General features: G+C 63.0%; 13 protein-coding genes and 1 riboswitch. Of the genes, 6 read left to right on the forward strand and 7 right to left on the reverse strand.

Going from position 1 to position 16,470, the window contains the following annotated elements; genetic code table 11:
* Positions 1 to 162 precede the first annotated feature (162 nt).
* Positions 163 to 663 carry an HD domain-containing protein gene (locus tag FA04_RS08760; RefSeq protein WP_034788555.1) on the reverse strand — a complete coding sequence of 167 codons (501 nt, stop codon included), beginning with the start codon at positions 661 to 663 and terminating at the stop codon, positions 163 to 165.
* Between the two features lie 787 nt (positions 664 to 1,450).
* Here FA04_RS08760 and FA04_RS08765 point away from each other — a divergent pair.
* Positions 1,451 to 2,044 (forward strand): methyltransferase family protein, encoded by a 594-nt coding sequence (locus tag FA04_RS08765; protein ID WP_034788278.1) that lies wholly within the window; start codon positions 1,451 to 1,453, stop codon positions 2,042 to 2,044.
* A gap of 198 nt (positions 2,045 to 2,242) precedes the next feature.
* On the opposite strand, the gene FA04_RS08770 is transcribed toward FA04_RS08765, so the two are convergent.
* The 5 genes from FA04_RS08770 to cobU form a co-directional block, all read right to left on the reverse strand.
* Positions 2,243 to 2,668, reverse strand: coding sequence for an EamA family transporter (locus tag FA04_RS08770; protein WP_034788274.1), 426 nt, complete (start codon positions 2,666 to 2,668; stop codon positions 2,243 to 2,245).
* Positions 2,668 to 3,312, reverse strand: a complete 645-nt coding sequence (cobO, locus tag FA04_RS08775; RefSeq protein WP_034788552.1) for a cob(I)yrinic acid a,c-diamide adenosyltransferase — start codon at positions 3,310 to 3,312, stop codon at positions 2,668 to 2,670. The genes FA04_RS08770 and cobO overlap by 1 nt, the downstream gene beginning before the upstream one ends.
* A gap of 146 nt (positions 3,313 to 3,458) precedes the next feature.
* Positions 3,459 to 7,289 carry a cobaltochelatase subunit CobN gene (gene cobN / locus FA04_RS08780; RefSeq protein ID WP_034788270.1) on the reverse strand — a complete coding sequence of 1,277 codons (3,831 nt, stop codon included), beginning with the start codon at positions 7,287 to 7,289 and terminating at the stop codon, positions 3,459 to 3,461.
* A gap of 103 nt (positions 7,290 to 7,392) precedes the next feature.
* Entirely contained in the window at positions 7,393 to 8,457 is a 1,065-nt protein-coding gene (cobW, locus tag FA04_RS08785) for a cobalamin biosynthesis protein CobW (RefSeq protein WP_034788267.1), read from the reverse strand.
* Between the two features lie 3 nt (positions 8,458 to 8,460).
* The gene (gene cobU, locus FA04_RS08790) at positions 8,461 to 8,985 is read right to left on the reverse strand and encodes a bifunctional adenosylcobinamide kinase/adenosylcobinamide-phosphate guanylyltransferase (RefSeq protein WP_034788264.1); all 525 of its coding nucleotides are present in this window, start codon (positions 8,983 to 8,985) and stop codon (positions 8,461 to 8,463) included.
* Between the two features lie 371 nt (positions 8,986 to 9,356).
* Positions 9,357 to 9,578: riboswitch (cobalamin riboswitch) on the reverse strand.
* A 230-nt stretch (positions 9,579 to 9,808) separates the two neighbouring features.
* Between cobU and FA04_RS08795 the strand changes: the two genes are divergently transcribed.
* Positions 9,809 to 10,390: a cation efflux transmembrane domain-containing protein gene (locus FA04_RS08795; RefSeq protein ID WP_034788257.1), complete on the forward strand. Its 582-nt coding sequence runs from the start codon at positions 9,809 to 9,811 to the stop codon at positions 10,388 to 10,390.
* A 72-nt stretch (positions 10,391 to 10,462) separates the two neighbouring features.
* Here the strand turns inward: FA04_RS08795 and FA04_RS08800 are convergent, their stop codons facing one another.
* A complete protein-coding gene (locus FA04_RS08800; protein ID WP_034788549.1) occupies positions 10,463 to 11,920 on the reverse strand; it encodes a cobyric acid synthase in 1,458 nt (485 codons plus the stop codon).
* 250 nt (positions 11,921 to 12,170) lie between these two features.
* Here FA04_RS08800 and FA04_RS35065 point away from each other — a divergent pair, with 250 nt between their 5' ends.
* The 4 genes from FA04_RS35065 (at position 12,171) to FA04_RS08815 (ending at position 16,339) form a co-directional block, all read left to right on the forward strand.
* Positions 12,171 to 12,314 (forward strand): hypothetical protein, encoded by a 144-nt coding sequence (locus FA04_RS35065; RefSeq protein WP_089044242.1) that lies wholly within the window; start codon positions 12,171 to 12,173, stop codon positions 12,312 to 12,314.
* Positions 12,315 to 13,098: 784 nt separating this feature from the next.
* Positions 13,099 to 14,097 carry an ABC transporter substrate-binding protein gene (locus FA04_RS08805; RefSeq protein ID WP_034788254.1) on the forward strand — a complete coding sequence of 333 codons (999 nt, stop codon included), beginning with the start codon at positions 13,099 to 13,101 and terminating at the stop codon, positions 14,095 to 14,097.
* 291 nt (positions 14,098 to 14,388) lie between these two features.
* Complete coding sequence (locus tag FA04_RS08810; protein WP_034788251.1) at positions 14,389 to 15,300, forward strand: ABC transporter permease; 912 nt, start codon at positions 14,389 to 14,391, stop codon at positions 15,298 to 15,300.
* The gene (locus tag FA04_RS08815; protein ID WP_034788248.1) at positions 15,293 to 16,339 is read left to right on the forward strand and encodes a quaternary amine ABC transporter ATP-binding protein; all 1,047 of its coding nucleotides are present in this window, start codon (positions 15,293 to 15,295) and stop codon (positions 16,337 to 16,339) included. Before FA04_RS08810 ends, FA04_RS08815 begins: the two co-directional genes overlap by 8 nt.
* Positions 16,340 to 16,470: the final 131 nt, after the last annotated feature.

Genomic DNA, 16,470 nt, shown 5'->3' on the forward strand with positions numbered 1-16,470 from the left:
AATTCTGCGCTGTCCTAACGGCCGCAACCGCGCAGCCTGTGAGGCGTGGCTGGGCCACACCGGCGGGCAAAACCGCAAATGCATGTCCGTTCTGCGATCTTGGATGACCGGTTGACCGGGTCGACATGGCGCAGACATGCTTGCCGATAAACGGCGGCACTCTCATTCCGGCGCTAATGCACGGGCCTTTGCGAGAAGGGTCTCGTCGCCGTCGCCCAAGACCTCCAGCAAGCGTTTCATCTCGGCGCCGAACACTTTCCAGAAATTCGGATCGCCGGCTTTGATCGCTATCGCATTGTCGATCAGGTCGGCGAGCTTGACGGTTTTCGCCGCGGCGGGCGCCGATGCGAGGTGCTGGCGATCCAGTTCCTTGCGCACCTGTCGGTTGCCGTGGAACGGAGTGGATATGTCGGTGAGCCACGCAACCAGTGTTGCGACCTTGGGGCCGAACGCTTCCTTGATCTCCAGCAGCGTCGCGTCGGTATCTTCGACCGTATCGTGAAGCAGCGCTGCGGCGATCATTTCGGGCGTATGGGGCACGCTTCGAACAATCTCCGCCACCGCAATCGGATGAACGATATAGGGCCGACCGTCATACTTACGCTTCTGTTCGCCGTGTGCTCGGGTTGCAAACTGGAGCGCGCTGTTCTCGAGATCGATCATTATTTTGCGTTCAACGCCGGCTTCCATCACCTAAACCCAATCCCAAGCTTTCAGAACGAACCAGGCGACCCGTGATTTCTATCGCGTCAGGCGTCGCTTCGAGCGACGCACGCTTGCCTGCCCGCGCGAAGGTCGCGGGCGGTCAACGCCTGACAGTTATGCCAAGATCAGGCGCACCGGATTTCGACCAGCACGAGCACTGCTCTCCGACCGGACCTGCGCCATAGCTGCATTCGCTCTCCCGCGTCTTGCAAATCCGTGGACGGCGCGCTTCGGCGAGCGCCTTGGCCTTGGCTTCATCCGCAGCCCTTTGCTTGCGCGTCGTTTTAGTTTTCGGTTTCGCCTTCTGGGTGGTCGTCGTTTCTTGAGCTCGTGACGCCCCGCTCTTCACGGTTTGCGCCTGCCCCGCCACACCTGATGACAAGAACAGCAAGACCGATGCGACACCAACCGCAGCTCTGAGAGTATTCTTCAAGGTTCACCCGTATTTAGCCTGTCGACGGTCTAACATGGGTGCGGCCTCCTGCCTATGCAATCGCTCGACGGAAGGAGCAGCCGTCAAGAGACGAATTTTGCCGACCTTCCGACACGGCGGGGGCGACGATGACAGCCTCCAACGCTTGGCAATAAGATCCGGTAACCACGACGAAAGTCGGACAGGTCCGACGCTTGAACCTCTAGTTACTAGAGATTGCAAGGTGATCAGAATGCTTCGCCGGGTAGACGCTCATATGGGCCGCCTACCCGTCGTGCGCTCCTGTCTTGTCAGCTCGCTCCAGAGGTTTCCATGTCCACCACCCTTCCCACCATCCTGATGCTCGTCGTGGGATTGTCCACGCTCGCGCTGGCGATCCTCCGCCGCGTGCAATCCGGCCGCTCGCCGGTCGTGCTAACCTATGGCGACGATGCGGAAGGGTTTGCGGGCAGGCTTTTCCGCCTGATCGTCGCAGCGCTGGTGATCCACCTGCTGGCGGTCGCCATGCTCCCGGCCTCCGTCGATGCTGCCCTCGGCCGGATCCCGGCGCTCGACACGCCCATCCTTCACGCCGTCGGCCTGGCGCTGATGACGCTCGGCGGCGGGCTGACGATGCTGTCGCAATGGGCGATGCGTCATTCCTGGAAGATCGGCATCCCTGAAAAGCAGGACGCGCCGCTTGTGACCTCAGGCCTCTATGCCTTCTCGCGCAACCCGATCTATGTCGGCATGGTGACCGCGCTGATCGGCACGGTGATGGCGGTGCCCAACGTCATCTCGGTGGCGCTGGCGCTCTCCGCCTGGATCTCGATTTCCTACCAGATCCGCATGGAGGAAACCCACCTCGCCAAGGTCTTCGGCGACGCCTACGGTGCCTATTGCAGGCGTGTCCGCCGGTGGGTCTGAAGCAGGGCTCACCCTCAGGCTGCGACGCTTCCAGCGTCTGCCGAACTGCGCGACGTGGCCCGACGGATCAGGAAGGCGCTCGCTCCAATTGCCTTCAATCTGCATGCCGTCCTCCCGCTCGTCACAACCACTGCATGTGTCGGGATTACGGATTGATTGAGGCGAGCATTCAGTGAACAGGCACCAGAGCAGGCGCGCTCAAAACACCGCCAGCAACAGCGCCCCGGCGGCAATGAAGGCGACGCCGAGCCAGTTCATCAGGTTGAGCTTTTCACCGAGGAAGAGCACGCCGAAGATCGCGACCATGACGATCGAGAGCTTGTCGAGCGGCGCCACGCGGGCGGCGTCGCCGAGCTTCAGCGCGCGGAAATAGGCAAGCCAGGAAGCGCCAGTCGCAAGCCCTGACAGCGCCAGGAACAGCCAGGTGCGGCCCGGGATTTCCGATGGCTTCTGCCACTGCCCTGTCGCCGCCACGATGGCGGCGATCACGCAGAGGATGACGACGGTGCGGATCAGCGTTGCGAAGTCGGAGTTGATCTGCGCAACCCCGACCTTGGCAAACACCGCCGTGAGCGCAGCGAAGGCGGCCGAAAGCAGCGCCCAGAACTGCCAGCTCTGGCTCATCAGAACTCCACGCCCTGCTGCGCCTTGATGCCGGAACGGAACGGATGCTTGATCAGCTCCATCTCAGTGACGAGATCGGCGACTTCGATCAGGTCTTCTTTCGCGTTGCGGCCGGTGAGCACCACATGCGTCATGTGCGGCTTTTCTTCCTTCAGGAAGCGCACCACTTCGGCGACGTCGATGTAGTCGTAGCGCAGAGCAATGTTGATCTCGTCGAGCAGCACCATCGAGTTGCGCTCGTCACGGATCAGTTCCTTCGCCTTCTCCCAGGCCTTTTCAGCCATCGCAACATCGCGGGCGCGATCCTGCGTTTCCCAGGTGAAGCCCTCGCCGAGCGTGTAGAACTGGCAGACATCGCCGAAATGCTTCTCGATCAACTCGCGCTCGCCGGTTGCCATCGCACCCTTGATGAACTGCACGACGGCGCAGGGCATGCCGTGGGCGATATGGCGGAAGATCATGCCGAAGCCGGCGGTCGACTTGCCCTTGCCTTTGCCGGTGTTGACGATGATCAGACCCTTCTCGTCGGTCTTCGTCGCCATGATCTTTTCGCGTGCTGCCTTCTTCTTCGCCATCTTCATGGCGTGGCGGGCATCGTCCTTCTCGGCCGGGGCTTCGCCGCCTACTGTCGTCTCGTCGCTCATGATCACTCCCTCAGTTCTCAAGTTCGGGATGGGCAGACGCCCTCGTCCCGCTTCGGTTCCTTTTCGCACTTCACTGAGCAGCGAAACGGAACCAGGTCTTTGTTTCCAAGCAATTCCGGACGGATAACCGCCAGCCCGGAACCGCTCTATTCATTGCCGGCACGAAGCCGGGTTGCTGCCGTGCCGATGCCGGCAAGTTCAAACCGCGCCGAATTCGAGCGCGGCGTCCAGAGATTGCGGTCGATTGCTTCAAGCAGGCGTTCGGCAAGCTCGGCAAAGGCGGCCGGGTTCTTGTCGCGCATGAAGTCAGCCACGCGCTCGTCGACAATGAACGCCTGATAAGCGGCCTCGAAATGATGGTCGCGCACCGCACCCGTGGTCGCGGCAAAGGCGAACATGTAGTCGACCGTGGCAGCGATCTCGAAGGCGCCCTTGTATCCGTGGCGCATGACGCCATCGATCCACTTGGGATTGACGACGCGGGCCCGGACCACGCGGCCGATCTCTTCTTCGAGCGACCGGATCACAGGCTTTTCCGGACGGGAATGGTCGTTGTGGTAGATCGCCGGACGGTGACCGCCGAGCTGTTCGGCGGCAGCGCTCATGCCGCCTTCGAACTGGTAGTAGTCGTCGCTGTCGAGCAGATCGTGCTCGCGGTTGTCCTGGTTCTGCACCACCGCCTCTATCGTGCGCAGGCGCTCCTCGAAAAGATCGCGCTCGGCCTTGCCCTCCTCGCCGGCGCCATAGGCATAGGCGCCCCAGGTAAGATAGGCCTCGGCGAGATCTGCTTTGGTTTCCCAGCCCTTCTCGTCGATCAGCGCCTGCAGGCCGGCGCCATAGGCACCGGGCTTTGCGCCAAAGACGCGGTAGGAGGCGCGACGCGCGGCCTCGGCGGCTTCCACGCCTTCGGCCTCCAGCCGCCGGCTTTCCGCCCGCATGCGTGCGGCGATCATGTTGTCGGCATCGTCTTCCTCCAGCGCGCCGACGGCGCGGATCGCCTTGTCGAAGAGCGCGATCTGGTCCGGGAAGGCATCGCGGAAGAAGCCGGAAATGCGCAAGGTCACGTCGACGCGTGGGCGGCCGAGGACTGCGAGCGGCACGATCTCGTAGCCCATCACCCGGCGAGAGACCATGTCCCAGGTGGGCTTGGCGCCGATCAGCGCCAGGGCCTGGGCGATGTCGTCGCCGCCGGTGCGCATGTTCGCCGTGCCCCAGGCGGTCAGGCCAAAGGAGGACGGCCATTCGCCATGGTCCTGCAGGTAGCGGCGGATCAGAAGCTCGGCCGATTTCTTGCCAAGCTCGTAAGCCGCCGGCGTCGGCACGGCGCGGCTGTCGACCGAGTAGAAATTGCGCCCCGTCGGCAACACATCCGGCCGGCCGCGCGTCGGCGCGCCCGATGGACCGGGGGCGACGAAGCGGCCGCTGAGACCGGTGAGGAAGCCGGTCATCTCGGCGGCACCCGAGTTTGAAATCGACGGCTTCAGGCGCGTTTCGATTTCGCCGAGCACGGCGCGGGTGTTGGCCCAGTGGTCCGGGCAAGCCAGTTCACCCGACACGAGATTTGCGGCAAGCAACTCGATGCGCTCGACCGTATCGCCGGCGGTGCGCCAGGGGGCGTCCGAGAGGTCAGCGAGGATGGACGGTTTCGGGCCTGTCCAGGTGTCGGACATGACGCAGTCGAGCGGGTCGAAGGGTTGGGCGTCGCGTGCGGGGTTGCCCCCCGCCGAGGTGGGAATAGCAAACCCACGCAGCCCCGCATCCGCTGCGATCGCCCGCTGCAGGCTCTGGTCGCCGCCCTCGCCGAGACCTCGGGGCACGCGCGCCAGCGCTACGGTGAGGTCCGTCAACAACCGCCCTTCCGGCGCAACGCCGAAGATGTGCAGGCCGTCGCGGATCTGCATTTCCTTGAGGTCGCAGAGATAGGCGTCGAGCTTTTCCAGCGCCTTGTCGTCGCTGTCGCCCCTGTCGATGCCTGCGTCGCTGTCGAGGCCGATGTCGCGCACGAGATCGAGGATCTGGCGGCTGAGCAGCCTGAGGCGGCGCGGATCACCGCCGGCGGCGTCGTAATATTCGTCGACGAGCGCTTCCAGATCCTTGAGCGGGCCGTAGGATTCGGCGCGCGTCAAGGGCGGGGTCAGGTGGTCGATGATGACGGCGCTGGTGCGGCGCTTGGCCTGCGTACCTTCGCCCGGATCGTTGACGATGAAGGGATAGATGTGCGGCAGCGGCCCGAAGATCGCTTCGGGATAGCAGGTTTCCGACAGCGCCAGCGCCTTGCCCGGCAGCCATTCGAGATTGCCGTGCTTGCCCATGTGGACGATCGCCTGCGCTCCGAACTGCTGGCGCAGGAAGGCGTAGAAGGCGAGATAGCCATGCGGCGGCACGAGGTCCGGGGAATGGTAGCTTTCCTTCGGATCGATGTTGTAGCCGCGCGCCGGTTGGATGCCGACGATCACCTCGCCGAAGCGGGCGAGCGGCAGCGCGAAGGCGCCATCGAGGAAAAAGGGATCGGCCTCCGGCACGCCCCAGCGACCGGCAACTTCATCCTTTATCTGTTTCGGAAGCGAATCGAAGAACGTTTTGTAATCGTTCAGCGAAATACGCTCGCGGATTTCACGGTCATGGCTCGCCGCATTGGTCGGCCCGGCCATCAGAAAGCGGATCAGCGCGTCGCCATCGGCGGGAACCTCACCGACCGCATAGCCTTCCCGCGCCATGGCGCTAAGCACCTCGACGGTACCGGCCGGCGTGTCGAGCCCGACACCGTTGCCGAGGCGACCGTCGCGGTTCGGATAGTTGGCCATGACGATGGCAATACGGCGCTCGGCGGGCTCTGCCCGGCGCAGCTTCGCCCAGTTGACGGCAAGATCAGCGGCAAAGCGCACCCGGCCTTCGAGCGGCTCATGGCCGACGATATTGGCCTCCACCTTGGCGTCATAGATCGACGCCGCCTTGAAGGAGACGGCGCGCGCAAGGATGCGGCCATCGACTTCGGGGAGTGCCACGTTCATGGCGAGGTCGCGCGCCATCAGCCCCTGCGGCGACGTTTCCCATTGCGCCCGCGACGAGCCGGAGAAAATCACCTGCAGCACCGGCGCACCGGTCGATTCCAGCACCGTCGGCTGACGGTCGGCACCGGGCGACGAGACCGCAAAGCCAGTGGCGTTCATCACCACGTCGGGTGCGGCCTCGGAAAAAATCGCCTGCAGCGTGCCGACGGAAACGGCATCCTTGAGGCTTGAGACAAACACCGGCAGTGCCCGCACACCTTCAGCCTCCAGCGCATCGATCAGCGCCTCCACAGGCCGTGTCTCGCCACTCTGCACGAGCGCGCGGTAAAAGCAGATCCCGACCGTCGGGGGTTCGAATCCCTCCCTCGCTACCATCCGTCCCTGAACAAGGGACTGCCATTCGCTGACGCCGATCACACCAGCACCCGGCCACCAGATGCCGGCCTTCAACAGGGGCTTTGCCGGCTGCGGCTTCTCCGCACCTGTGACCAGTGCGGCCGCATAGTCGAGAAACAGCCCGGCATTGTCCGAGCCGCCTTCGGTGAAGTAAGCCCAAAGGCGCTGGCGGTCGTCGGCTGCGACGGTGGAGAAAGGCTCCAGCCCCGGATCCGGCTTGTCGTCACCCGGCAGAACCGCGATCTCGAAACGATGGGTGACGGCAGCCGCATGCAGGGCTTCCAGCAGATAACGGAAATAGCTGGCGCCACCGAGCGGCCGGACGACGATCAGCTTGGCGTGACGCGCCGTGCGCTCGACGTAAGTGTCGACCGACATCGGGTGCATCAGGCTCATCAGGCTGGCGATGCGCAGGCTCAAGCCTCCGTCGCGTCGGCCGTGAGCCGCGGCGATCGAGGAGAGCTCGGTGTCGGCGGCCGATAGGAAAAGGATATCGGCCGGCGTTTGCCCAAGGTCGATCGCCTCGTTGCCGTCGGCGATCGTTCCTTTCTGGGCGAGAAGCAGATGCATTCGTCTTGTCCGTTGGGGCAATTCCGAACGAAAACGCTAAAAGCGTTCTCCATCCGGAACTGCATCATTTCAATGCGTTAGATCATTTCATTCAAAGAACGATCTACACGAGCGCGGTGATCGCGGCGCGCACCGCCGCCTCGTCCATGTCGTGCAGGCCGATGACGACGAGGCGCGTACCGCGCTTTTCGCCAGCGCCCCAGGCGCGGTCGTAATATTGGTCGATGCGGGCGCCGACCGCCTGGATCAGGAGGCGCATCGGCTTGCCGGGCACGTCTGCAAAACCCTTGAGGCGCAGAACGTCGTGCTCCGCGATTACGCCCTTCAGGCGATCGATGAAGGCGGCCGGATCGGCGATCGAACCGAGCTCGACGACGAAGCTGTCGAACTCGTCGTGATCGTGCTCCTCACCTGCCTCGTGCTCCATCTCGTGATGCGACTTGCGGTTGGCGATATCGCTTTCCGTGCCGACACCGAGGCCAAGCAGGATGGCAGCGGCGACTTCGCCGTTTTTCGCCTCGATCATCGTGGGCTTGCGGCTGGTGCGCGAAGACACCTCGTCGCGCACGGCCTTGAGGCCGGAGGCATCGATCAGATCGGTCTTGTTGAGAACGATGAGATCGGCAGCCGTCAGTTGATCCTCGAACAGCTCCTCGATCGGGCTTTCGTGATCGAGATTGTCGTCCTCGACGCGCAGCGCATCGACCTTGTCGTGGTCGTCGGCAAAGCGGCCAGCGGCAACGGCGGCGCTGTCGACCACGGTGACGACGCCATCGACGGTCACTTCGCTGCGGATATCCGGCCAGTTGAAAGCGGCGATCAGCGGCTGCGGCAGGGCAAGGCCCGAGGTTTCGATGATGATGTGGTCAGGACGGTTTTCACGCTCGAGCAGCTTCGTCATGGTCGGGATGAAATCGTCAGCCACGGTGCAGCAGATGCAGCCATTGGTGAGCTCGATGATGTCGTCCTCGGTGCAGGCCTCGGCACCGCAGCCCTTCAAGACATCGCCGTCGACGCCAAGATCGCCGAACTCGTTGATGATCAGCGCGATGCGCTTGCCGTCGGCGTTCTGCAGCAGGTTGCGGATCATCGTCGTCTTGCCGGCGCCGAGGAAGCCGGTGATGACGGTCGCCGGGATCTTGCCCTGGTTGGCTCTCGCAGTGGTCATGGATCAACCCTTCATTTTCAGCGGCAAACCGGCCGCGACAAAGTAAACTTCAGCGGATTTCTCCGCAACGATCTGGTGAAGCCGGCCGGCATGGTCGCGAAACTCGCGGGCCATGCGGTTCTCGGGCACGATGCCGAGGCCGACCTCATTGGAAACAAAGACGAGGCGCGCCCGCGCCTCGGGCAGATACGCAACAAGGGCGGCGAACTCCGCCGTCATGTCGCGCTCTTCCAGCATGAGATTGGTGACCCATAGCGTCAGGCAGTCGATCAGGACCACATGGCTGGGATCATCGATGCGTCTGAGGATGCCGACGAGATCGAGCGGCTCCTCATGCGTCGTCCAGCCCTCGCCGCGGCGCGTCCGGTGATGGTCGATGCGCTCGCGCATTTCGTCGTCCCAGGCGCGGCCCGTGGCGACATAATGCATGGTGAAGCCGGACGCTTCGACGAGCCTCTCGGAAAAGCTGGACTTGCCGGAACGGGCGCCGCCAAGGACCAGCACGGGCCCGGCGCTGAGACTGCTCATCGTGGCTGCCTCAACATTCCCAAATCAGCCGTCGGTGGCAAAAGCCATCGGACGCGCCACGGGCGCGTTCTTGAAAACATCTGCGAGCCAAAACAACCTCCGTGATGGCGTTGGAGACAAAAGTCCCCTCGGGCGGAATGCCCATGCCGGATGGCAGGTCTCCTGGCTCACGGCGTCACGGGCCGAACATCGCCTCGCCCTTAAACGGCAAGGTTCCGATGTCAGGGCCCGAGCGGCCCGCCTCACCTTCCCGGCGTCTTTCCGGTGCCACAGCGAACCTTTGCGCGTCGTCTCCGACGCATGGGCGCTGTGAGGGACATCGTGAAAGGCGGACGATTCGTAGAAGAAGAGGCGTCCAAACCCGGCTGATCACGATGCCACGCCAGTGGCTTTTCCGGCTTGATCCCCGACCTGCCCCGATTGCCCATGCAACCGGCCGACAGCCCGGCACCAATCCCGATGGCGAACCCTGACCGTTCTACAGTCGCGGGGTCGGCTGCGATAAGGATGCCCGATTTGGGTCCATCCGTCACATTCCCAATTATTCCCCCAGATCGCCACGACAAGGGGGAACCATCCAACACCTGATGATTAGGAAGCGGGCAGCCCAAAGTCAATCGACGCATGCGACGCCTCCCCGGCCGAGTTGCGCCACGCGACGATTTGTCGGGCGTCAGGCACGACGGCAGTGTGAACGGAACCGATGTCGAAACCTAGTGCTATGGATAGCAAACTGCTGCTAACACCTGTGCCAAAGTGCCGAGGGCGAATCTCGCCAAAAAAAGTGCCGAGGGCGAATCTCGCCAGAAAGGGAACCTTTCGAGTGGATACCGACCTGCGCCGCGTCGTCCTCATCGTCTCCCTGTTGAACCTTGGCTATTTCGGGGTCGAACTCCTTGTCGCGCTTTCGATCGGCTCGGTGTCCCTCATGGCCGACAGCGTCGACTTCCTCGAAGACGCCTCCGTCAACATGCTGATTTTCTTTGCTCTGGCCTGGACGGCGCGAACCCGCGCGCGGGTCGGCATGGCGATGGCGTTCATTCTACTGGTACCGGCGCTGGCCTTCCTTTGGACGGCCTGGGCGAAGTTCATGGATCCGGTCCCGCCAGAGCCCTTTGCCCTGTCCCTGACCGGACTTGGGGCGCTGGTGGTCAACCTCTTCTGCGCCTATCTGCTCGTCGCCTACCGTCACACGAGCGGCAGCCTCACGCGGGCAGCATTTCTCTCGGCCCGCAACGATGCCTTCGCCAATGTGGCCATCATCGCCGCGGGTCTGGCGACAGCCTATCTGTGGCAGTCGGCCTGGCCGGACCTGATCGTCGGCCTGGGGATTGCCCTGATGAACCTGGATGCCGCGCGGGAAGTCTGGGAAGCCGCAAGCGAGGAGCACGATGTCGCAGCGTAGTTCCGTCGGATAAGCTCGTTGCTCCTGTTGGGCCCGACGTACCGGACCTGCTGGCTGACCGTTGCCGCGTCCCTAGTGCCTGAGCAACTCGTCCAGCCAGCGACGATCGAGCACAGCCTCCAGTTCGTTCGCGACATCGTCGAGCGCCGCATCGACCGATTGGCGGTAGTTGTTGGCGCCGCCTTCGATGCCGAAACTCTTGAGCAGCGCGCCGCGATAGGCGTCGCTGGTGAAGAGCCCATGCAGGTAGGTGCCCATCACGCGGCCATCGGCCGAAAGGGCGCCGTCGGCGCGATTGTCGATGCGCACCGACGGCCGGCCACAGTCCGCACCTTGCGTCTTGCCAAGATGGATTTCGTAGCCTTCGAGCACCACATCATGCTCCAGCGACCAGGCGCGGCTGTTGCGCACCGTCTTTTCCGGCGCCATCTCGGTCTCGACCTCGAGCAGCCCGAGGCCCTCGACCGCACGTTCGCCGCCCTCGATGCCGAGCGGATCGGTGACGCGCCGGCCGAGCATCTGGTAGCCGCCGCAGATGCCGATGACCCGGCCGCCCCGGCGCACATGACGTTCGAGGTCACGGTCCCACCCTTGCGCACGGAAATCGATGAGGTCGCCGATGGTCGATTTCGACCCGGGAATGACGACGAGGCCAGCGTCGACCGGAATGGGACTGCCAGGCCGCACGAAGACGAGATCAATCTCCGGTTCGGCGGCGAGCGGATCGAGGTCGTCGAAATTGGCGATGCGCGACAGTACCGGGACGGCAACCTTCAGCGCCCGCCCCTCGCCGCGCGTCAGCTTCTCCAGCACGACGGAATCTTCCGCCGGCAGGCGTGCCGCCGCCTTCAGCCACGGCACGACGCCGAAGCAGGGCCAGCCGGTGTAGCGGTTGACGGCAGCAATGCCGTCGTCGAACAGCGTGACGTCGCCGCGGAACTTGTTGATGAGATAGCCGGTCACCATGCGCCGGTCTTCCTCGGGCAGGATCGCATGCGTGCCGACCAGCGAGGCGATCACCCCCCCGCGGTCGATGTCGCCGACCAGCACGACCGGCACATTGGCCCGTGTCGCAAAGCCCATATTGGCGATGTCGCCGGGCCTGAGGTTGATTTCGGCCGGCGAGCCGGCGCCTTCGACCACCACGAGATCGGCACCGGCCGATATTTGTTCGAAACTCTCCATGACGGCGCCCAGCAGCTTGGGCTTGAGCGCCTGATATTCCCGCCCCCTGGCCTGCCCGGCGACCTTGCCCTGAACGACGATCTGGCTGCCCACGTCCGACTGCGGCTTCAGGAGCACCGGGTTCATGTGCACCGACGACGGCACGCGCGCGGCCAGCGCCTGCAGCCATTGCGCGCGGCCGATCTCGCCGCCGTCGTCGGAAACGGCGGCGTTGTTCGACATGTTCTGCGGCTTGAACGGCCGGACCTTCAGGCCCTGATTGGCGGCAAGCCGGCAGAGCCCCGCCACCAATACCGATTTTCCGACATCCGAGCCGGTTCCCTGCAACATGATCCTGCGTGTCATGCGGCCATCGGTAACACTGAAACGGGCAGCGGCAAAGGTCTGTTTCGACACGATTTCGCCGCAATTGACAAAGCCCTTTCACGCATTGTTTCGCGCTTTCGCAAGGCTTGTCGAAAATGTCGCGGCCGATAGCCAGAATGCGACATGGCGTGGCGAGTTTGGCATTCAATTTTTTGCAGCGCACACCTATATCAGCGGCATAGCAACACGCCCCGGAGGATAGGCCTCCGGCCTCTCAAGGTTCATGTCCATGCTGTATATTTTCAGCAAGCCCAATTTCGTTCAGATCGCCTGGAACTCGAAGGTTCCGTCCAGCCAGTCGCGCGTACGCAACCTCGTCGTCGACGCGCCCTTCGGCCCGCTCGGCGTCATCCGCACGTCGAACGTCGGCTAACGCCAGCGATCGGGGCGGAAGCCCCTTCGAGCTCTCCTCCCAGAGCCTCCTCCACCGCCCCTTCGGGGCGGTTTTTTTTATGTCCGGCATTGGCCCTGAAATGCGAAGGCCGCATCAACCTCTTCAAGAGGGATGCGGCCGCCAAAAAACGCCTGGTCACTTCGGAAAAACACACCGAAGGTTCGCTCAAAGTCCGGGACGCACAAACCTGATCCGGACCGGCGGCAGTCCCCCGCCGCGAGAAGAACAATTAGCTGGACATCGTTACCGGATGGTTATTGAGGATTTAACCAAAGATGAATTCCGGACTTTTTTGTAAATTTTTCGCGACATGCGCGCCATTTGGCGTGACGCAATCACGACAGGAAACGTCAGGATCTCGACAGGGTTCTGAGGTCCGTGGCGCCCAGCGCCATTTTTTGCGGCAAGAATTGTCGCTATTGCTTAAATTCGGGGTCTCTCACGCACAAAATACGCGCTTCGGCGATGTCGCAGACAGAACGCACGAGACCCCGTCCTTCCCGGTCAACCGATTGAAGAGGTTGATTTCTCAGCGAGAAACCTTAGGCTTGGTTTGCGGTATAAGAGGAGATTGGCTGGCGACAGGGTTCCGCGGCCAGGGCTGAATACGAACTCCCGCACCGTCCGCAGCAAGGGTGAACCTTGGCTTGTTTGATGCCGAACCCCCGGCTGCATCGTTGTTTCGGGTGACGGAGGATGTCGCGTCCGCCGTGGATTCCCGTTTGGATCTTGGCTGCAAAATAAGACTGGGAGGTCTTGCAACATGAAGAAACTCCTCGCTTCCACCATTCTCGCCGCTGGCCTCTATGCGATGGCGGGTTCCGCGCAGGCCGCGGAATGCGGTGAAGTCAGCATTGCCGAAATGAACTGGGCTTCTGCCGGCGTCGCCGCCCAGGTGGACAAGTTCATTCTGGAGAACGGCTACGGCTGCACGGTGACGCTGGTCACCGGCGACACCATGCCGACCTTCGCTTCCATGAATGAAAAGGCGCAGCCCGACATGGCGCCGGAACTCTGGGTCAACGCCGTGCGCACGCCGCTCGACGCTGCGATCAAGGAAGGCCGTCTCATCGAAGCCGCCAAGATCCTGAGCGAAGGCGGCGTCGAAGGATGGTGGATCCCGAAATTCCTCGCCGACGCGCACCCGGACATCAAGACGGTGCAGGACGCGCTGAAGCACCCGGAACTCTTCCCGGCACCGGAAGACTCGTCGAAGGCCGCCGTTCACAATTGCCCGTCCGGCTGGAACTGCCAGGTCTCGACCGCCAATCTCTATCGCGCGCTGAACGCGGAGAAGGACGGCTTCCTGCTGGTTGATACCGGCTCGGCTGCCGGCCTCGACGGCTCGATCGCCAACGCGTTCGAAAAGAAGACCGGCTGGCTCGGCTACTACTGGGCACCGACCGCCATCCTCGGCAAATACGAGATGACCCGCCTCTCCTTCGGCGTCGATCACGACAAGGCCGATTGGGACGCCTGCACCGCCGTGCCGGATTGCCCGAGCCCGAAAGTCAATTCCTACCCGGTTTCCGACGTTTACACCGTCGTGACCAAGTCCTTCGCCGACAAGGCGAGCGTCGCCATGGACTACGTCAAGGCGCGCAAGTGGGACAATGGCACCGTCAACAAGGTTCTCGCCTGGATGGACCAGAACCAGGGCACCAACGAGGACGGCGCCAAGCACTTCCTCGCCGAGTTCCCGGATATGTGGACACAGTGGGTGAGCCCGGAAGTGGCCGAAAAGGTCAAGGCAGCGCTCTGACCGAAAATGACGGCAGGCGGACCGTGGAATCGGCCGCCTGCCCGTTCCGGTTTTAATGCCGGGACAGGGAACGATGGGGCGTCCTTGCGGGTTTCGTTGAACGTTCATCGTCTCAGAGGCGGCGAACCGGGAGCCTTCGCGTCGCTATCAGGTAAGCGGGCGACACATTTCGCTGCCACAGTTTAAGTGCCGGGACCCAAAGAGGTCACCCAAGTGTGCGCCGTCATCGAGCCTTTCGATGCCGAGACGCGGCCGGCTTAAAAAAAACTTCCGGCCAAGAAGGGGAAACAAATGGCCTCCATCTGCAGTGTCTTGCCAGCGTTACTCTGCAAGTTCCCTGCCATTGACGAGAGCACGATCCGGCTCGCCCGCAAGGCTGTCGATGATAGCTTCAAGGGCTTCGTGCGATCCTATGGTAACGCCATCGACACGGTGGTCCAGCCGCTTCAATGGTTCCTGAACTACCTCGAAAGCCTGTTCGTCGGCTCCCCCTGGATCGTGATCCTGGCGGCGATGACCGCGATCGTCTATTTCGGCAGCCGCAACATCAACGTCACCATCGGCACCGCGCTGTCGATGATCGCCATCGGTCTTGTCGGGCTTTGGAATGACACCATGGTCACGCTCGCCATGGTCACCGTCTGCACACTGATCTCCATCCTCATCGGCATTCCGATCGGTATCCTGATGGCGCGCTCGGACCGGGTGCAGTCCTTCGTCAATCCGATCCTCGACGTCATGCAGACGATGCCGAGCTTCGTCTACCTGATCCCGGTCGTCATGATCTTCGGCATCGGCAAGGTGCCGGGGCTGATCGCCGTCGTCATCTACGCGGTGCCGCCGATGATCAGGCTCACCAATCTCGGCATCCGCCTCGTCGACAAGGAAGTGCTGGAAGCGGCCGACGCCTTCGGCTCCTCGACCTGGCAGAAGCTGAAGAACGTGCAGATGCCGCTGGCGTTGCCGACCATCATGGCCGGCATCAACCAGACGATCATGATGTCGCTGGCGATGGTCGTCGTCGCATCGATGATCGGCGTCGGCGGCCTCGGCAAGAACGTGCTGCAGGCGATCGCCAACCAGTTCTTCACCGTCGGCTTCCTCAACGGCTTTGCCCTTGTCGGTATCGCCATCATTTTCGACCGTACCAGCCAGGCCTTCGGCAAGCGGCTGCAAAAGCACTCGGAGGTTATCCATGGCTAGTCACGCGATCGAGGTGAAGAACCTCTACAAGATCTTCGGCCCCCGCGGCGTCGACTTCGTCGATGCAGTCAAGAAAGGCATGGGCAAGGCCGAGCTCAACGAGCAGCACGGCCACGTGCTCGGCCTGCAGGACATCAACATTTCCATGCCCGCCGGCAGCGTCATGGTGGTCATGGGTCTCTCTGGCTCCGGCAAGTCGACGCTGATCCGCCACATCAACCGGCTGATCGACCCGACCGCCGGCGAAGTGCTCTATGACGGCGTCGACGTCTGCAAGATGAACGACAACGATCTGCGCGAATTCCGCCGCCACAAGACGGCGATGGTGTTCCAGAAGTTCGCGCTGCTGCCGCACCGCACCGTGCTCGACAACACGGTCTACGGTCTCGAAATTCAGGGTGTGGAACGCAAGGAGAGCGAGAAGCGCGCCCGCGGCTGGATCGAGCGCGTCGGTCTCAAGGGCTTCGAGAACCACTATCCGAACCAGCTGTCGGGCGGCATGCAGCAGCGCGTCGGTCTCGCCCGCGCGCTGACCAACGATGCCGACATTCTCTTGATGGACGAAGCCTATTCGGCGCTCGACCCGCTGATCCGCGTCGACATGCAGACGGTGCTTCTCGACCTGCAGAAGGAACTGAAGAAGACCGTCGTCTTCATCACCCACGACCTCGACGAGGCGCTGCGCCTCGGCGACAAGATCGCGATCCTGCGCGATGGCCGCGTGGTGCAGCAGGGTACCGGCCAGGAAATCGTGCTGTCGCCGGCCGACGACTACATCACCGCCTTCGTCAAGGAAGTGAACCGCGGCCGGGTGATCAATGTCGAGACCATCATGCGGCCGATCTCCGGCAATGCCGAAGGCGTGGCGCTTGCAACCGGCACGGTACTGGAATCGGCGGCGCGCACGATGACCGCCGCCCGTGTGGGAACCGCCCACGTGGTCGATGAAAACGGCCGCCCGATCGGCGCCCTCGACCTTTCGACGGTCATCGCCGCGATGGTCACGCCGGTCAGCCACGAGGATCGCGCTGCGGCTTGAGACAAGCGATGATTGGGGCAGCGACCGACGCGGCCCCTCATCCGCCTACCGGCACCTTCTCCCCGCCCGCGGGGAGAAGGTATTTGCGGCGATGCCACGCTCCCAATCTCTGACAGGCCTGCCCGGCGGTC

This window comes from Ensifer adhaerens (genome assembly GCF_000697965.2).
Taxonomy (GTDB): domain Bacteria; phylum Pseudomonadota; class Alphaproteobacteria; order Rhizobiales; family Rhizobiaceae; genus Ensifer; species Ensifer adhaerens.